The organism is Confluentibacter citreus, from assembly GCF_002807055.1.
GTDB classification, from domain to species: domain Bacteria; phylum Bacteroidota; class Bacteroidia; order Flavobacteriales; family Flavobacteriaceae; genus Confluentibacter; species Confluentibacter citreus.
This window is the reverse complement of record NZ_NIXN01000015.1, coordinates 1-4,662: the sequence shown is the minus strand read 5'-3', so window position 1 is coordinate 4,662 and position 4,662 is coordinate 1. Positions and strand designations below refer to the sequence as shown.

The following is a 4,662-nucleotide window of genomic DNA, read 5'->3' as shown; positions in this document are numbered from 1 at the left end:
CAAGGGTTAGACTCTAGATAAGCAAAGGGTGGTATTTCAACAATGACTAACGTACGCCTGGCGACGCACGATCGAAGTCTCCCACCTATCCTACACATTACTTATCCAAAACCAATACTAAGCTATAGTAAAGGTGCACGGGGTCTTTTCGTCCCACAGCGGGTAATCGGCATCTTCACCGATACTACAATTTCACCGAGCTCATGGCTGAGACAGTGTCCAGATCGTTGCACCATTCGTGCAGGTCGGAACTTACCCGACAAGGAATTTCGCTACCTTAGGACCGTTATAGTTACGGCCGCCGTTTACTGGGGCTTCATTTAAGACCTTCGGGTTGCCCCTAAGCCCTCCACTTAACCTTCCAGCACCGGGCAGGTGTCAGGCCATATACGTCATCTTTCGATTTAGCATAGCCCTGTGTTTTTGATAAACAGTCGCCTGGACCTTTTCACTGCGGCCCATCCGAGGATGGGCGACCCTTCTCCCGAAGTTACGGGTCTATTTTGCCTAATTCCTTAGCCATGAATCTCTCGAGCTCCTTAGAATTCTCATCCCAACCACCTGTGTCGGTTTGGGGTACGGGCTGCCTCACTCGTTTTTCTTGGAAGTCGCTACTCTGGATTATCACCTTGGCCGAGGCCTCAGTGTACTATCGCCGTGTTGCCACTGGCTTCAACGCACTATTCCGTCAGTGCGCACCAAATTTACGCCTCCGTCACTTTTAGCGTGGGCAGGTACGGGAATATTAACCCGTTGTCCATCGACTGTCCCTTTCGGGTTCGCCTTAGGCCCCGACTGACCCTCAGCTGATTAGCATAGCTGAGGAAACCTTGGTTTTTCGGAGTGCGGGTTTCTCGCCCGCATTATCGTTACTTATGCCTACATTTTCTTTTGTAGCTTCTCCAGCATGCCTCACGACACACCTTCGACGACACTACAATGCTCCCCTACCCATCTTTCGATGCCATAGCTTCGGTAATATGTTTATGCCCGATTATTATCCATGCCGGACCGCTCGACTAGTGAGCTGTTACGCACTCTTTAAATGAATGGCTGCTTCCAAGCCAACATCCTAGCTGTCTGGGCAGTCCAACCTCGTTATTTCAACTTAACATATATTTTGGGACCTTAGCTGATGGTCTGGGTTCTTTCCCTCTCGGACATGGACCTTAGCACCCATGCCCTCACTGCTGATTAACATTTCATAGCATTCGGAGTTTGTCAGGAATTGGTAGGCGGTGAAGCCCCCGCATCCAATCAGTAGCTCTACCTCTATAAAACTATGGATCAACGCTGCACCTAAATGCATTTCGGGGAGTACGAGCTATTTCCGAGTTTGATTGGCCTTTCACCCCTACCCACAGGTCATCCGAAGACTTTTCAACGTCAACCGGTTCGGCCCTCCACTGTATGTTACTACAGCTTCAGCCTGCCCATGGGTAGATCACACGGTTTCGCGTCTACCGCTACTGACTAAAGCGCCCTATTCAGACTCGCTTTCGCTACGGATCCGCGACTTAATCGCTTAACCTTGCCAGCAACGGTAACTCGTAGGCTCATTATGCAAAAGGCACGCCGTCACCCCAGAAGGGCTCCGACCGCTTGTAAGCGTATGGTTTCAGGTTCTATTTCACTCCCTTATTCAGGGTTCTTTTCACCTTTCCCTCACGGTACTAGTTCACTATCGGTCTCTCAGGAGTATTTAGCCTTAGCGGATGGTCCCGCTTGATTCATACAGGATTACTCGTGTCCCGCACTACTCAGGATACCACTATCTACGCACGCCTTGCCTATACCGGGCTATCACCGTCTATGGCCGCCCTTTCCAGGGCGTTCTAGTTCATTGTGTTTCGAATGTCGTGGTCCTACAACCCCGGTGCTGCCGTAACAGCACCGGTTTGGGCTAATCCGCGTTCGCTCGCCACTACTAACGGAATCACTTTTGTTTTCTCTTCCTCCGGGTACTTAGATGTTTCAGTTCCCCGGGTTCGCCCCCTTGCGGGTAACATATCTTCAATATGCTGGGTTGCCCCATTCGGATACCTGCGGATCAATCGGTGTGTGCCCGTCCCCGCAGCTTTTCGCAGCTTATCACGTCCTTCTTCGCCTCTGAGAGCCTAGGCATTCCCCATACGCCCTTATTTAGCTTATTGTACTTTTTGCTTTTTTAATGAGTTACTGTCCAGTCTACGGTTTTCGGTCCCAGCCTTCGGCAATTTAATGCCAAATCATGTTCCCTACACCCCATAAACCAAACTTTTTGATCGATTGGATATCGCTCGATGTGATACCAACCAATCCAATTATTGTTCAAACCGGATCTTATCCAGTTTGTTTTCATGTATCTTTTTTCAATATGTCAATGAACTTTACGATAACGCCAACGCGCCATCTGGCTCCTACGCTAAAAATGTCTACCAGACATTTTCTTAACGCTTGGCCCTGTGGAGAATAAGGGAGTCGAACCCTTGACCTCCTGCGTGCAAGGCAGGCGCTCTAGCCAGCTGAGCTAATCCCCCATGTCTTAGTTATGAGTTATTAGTTTTGAGTTATTAAGTTTAACAACCCCTTTGACTCAACTTCTAAAATTTCCTTTTTTAATGAACGTCCTAATGGTTTCAAGTGAACTCTTAACTTTCCACTCTTAACCCTTAACTTCTCTTTGTAGTCTCAGGCAGACTCGAACTGCCGACCTCTACATTATCAGTGTAGCGCTCTAACCAGCTGAGCTATGAGACTGTTTTAATAGGCTCAAGACCTTTAGATTCAAGATTCAGGACTAAAAAGTCTTGTTTCTTGCTTCTTGTCTCTTGTTTCTATATTATATCTTAAATTAACAGCAATGAGAATAAACTATCCCTTTCTCAGGTTTTGTATTTCGTTTTGGTCGTCTTTCTCTAGAAAGGAGGTGTTCCAGCCGCACCTTCCGGTACGGCTACCTTGTTACGACTTAGCCCTAGTTACCGATTTTACCCTAGGCCGCTCCTTGCGGTGACGGACTTCAGGCACTCCCAGCTTCCATGGCTTGACGGGCGGTGTGTACAAGGCCCGGGAACGTATTCACCGCATCATGGCTGATATGCGATTACTAGCGATTCCAGCTTCACGGAGTCGAGTTGCAGACTCCGATCCGAACTGTGATAGGGTTTATAGATTCGCTCCTGGTCGCCCAGTGGCTGCTCTCTGTCCCTACCATTGTAGCACGTGTGTAGCCCAGGACGTAAGGGCCGTGATGATTTGACGTCATCCCCACCTTCCTCACAGTTTGCACTGGCAGTCTTGCTAGAGTTCCCGACATGACTCGCTGGCAACTAACAACAGGGGTTGCGCTCGTTATAGGACTTAACCTGACACCTCACGGCACGAGCTGACGACAACCATGCAGCACCTTGTAAGTGGTCCGAAGAAATAAGTGTCTCCACCTAATGCAACTTACATTTAAGCCCTGGTAAGGTTCCTCGCGTATCATCGAATTAAACCACATGCTCCACCGCTTGTGCGGGCCCCCGTCAATTCCTTTGAGTTTCAGGCTTGCGCCCGTACTCCCCAGGTGGGATACTTATCACTTTCGCTTAGCCACTCAGGTAAACCCGAACAGCTAGTATCCATCGTTTACGGCGTGGACTACCAGGGTATCTAATCCTGTTCGCTACCCACGCTTTCGTCCATCAGTGTCAATACATTGTTAGTGATCTGCCTTCGCAATCGGTATTCTATGTAATATCTATGCATTTCACCGCTACACTACATATTCTAACCACTTCACAATGATTCAAGACGACCAGTATCAAGGGCAATTCTACAGTTGAGCTGCAGACTTTCACCCCTGACTTAACCGTCCACCTACGGACCCTTTAAACCCAATGATTCCGGATAACGCTTGGATCCTCCGTATTACCGCGGCTGCTGGCACGGAGTTAGCCGATCCTTATTCCTACGGTACCGTCAAGCCCCCTCACGAGGGGGTGTTTCTTCCCGTATAAAAGCAGTTTACAACCCATAGGGCAGTCTTCCTGCACGCGGCATGGCTGGATCAGGCTTGCGCCCATTGTCCAATATTCCTCACTGCTGCCTCCCGTAGGAGTCTGGTCCGTGTCTCAGTACCAGTGTGGGGGATCCCCCTCTCAGGGCCCCTACCTATCGTTGCCATGGTGTGCCGTTACCACACCATCTAGCTAATAGGACGCATACCCATCTTTTGCCGTAGCCTTTAATATGGGCCCCATGCAGGGTCCATATGCTATACGGTGTTAATCCAAATTTCTCTGGGCTATCCCGTAGCAAAAGGTAGGTTGTATACGCGTTACGCACCCGTGCGCCGCTCTCATCGGTAGCAAGCTACCAAATCCCGCTCGACTTGCATGTGTTAGGCCTGCCGCTAGCGTTCATCCTGAGCCAGGATCAAACTCTTCATCGTTAATTTTTAAGCGCTCATCACGCTAATGTTCTTAACAACCAATCGGAATTCCAAATACTCAAAATAATCTATTCTCTTTGTCGATCTTCGCCGTTTCCAGCTAGATCTTACGCTGTCAATTCAATATGTCTATGAACTTCTTTTTATCTTATCCCAGCTCGTTTCCTTGCTAAGCGGGTGCAAATATAAAACCCTTTTTCTTATCCCGCAATACTTTTTAAATGTTTTTTGAAAAAAGTTTTTTT

2 tRNA genes and 2 rRNA genes are annotated in these 4,662 nt (G+C 48.6%); all 4 read right to left on the bottom strand.

Features of this window, described 5'->3' with window-relative positions:
* Positions 1 to 2,152, bottom strand: a 23S ribosomal RNA gene (locus tag CDH49_RS15265); the annotation flags it as partial.
* Positions 2,153 to 2,445: 293 nt separating this feature from the next.
* Positions 2,446 to 2,519, bottom strand: a tRNA-Ala gene (locus CDH49_RS15260).
* A gap of 146 nt (positions 2,520 to 2,665) precedes the next feature.
* A tRNA-Ile gene (locus tag CDH49_RS15255) sits at positions 2,666 to 2,739 on the bottom strand.
* Positions 2,740 to 2,901: 162 nt separating this feature from the next.
* Positions 2,902 to 4,417 (bottom strand): 16S ribosomal RNA (locus tag CDH49_RS15250).
* Between the last annotated feature and the right edge of the window lie 245 nt (positions 4,418 to 4,662).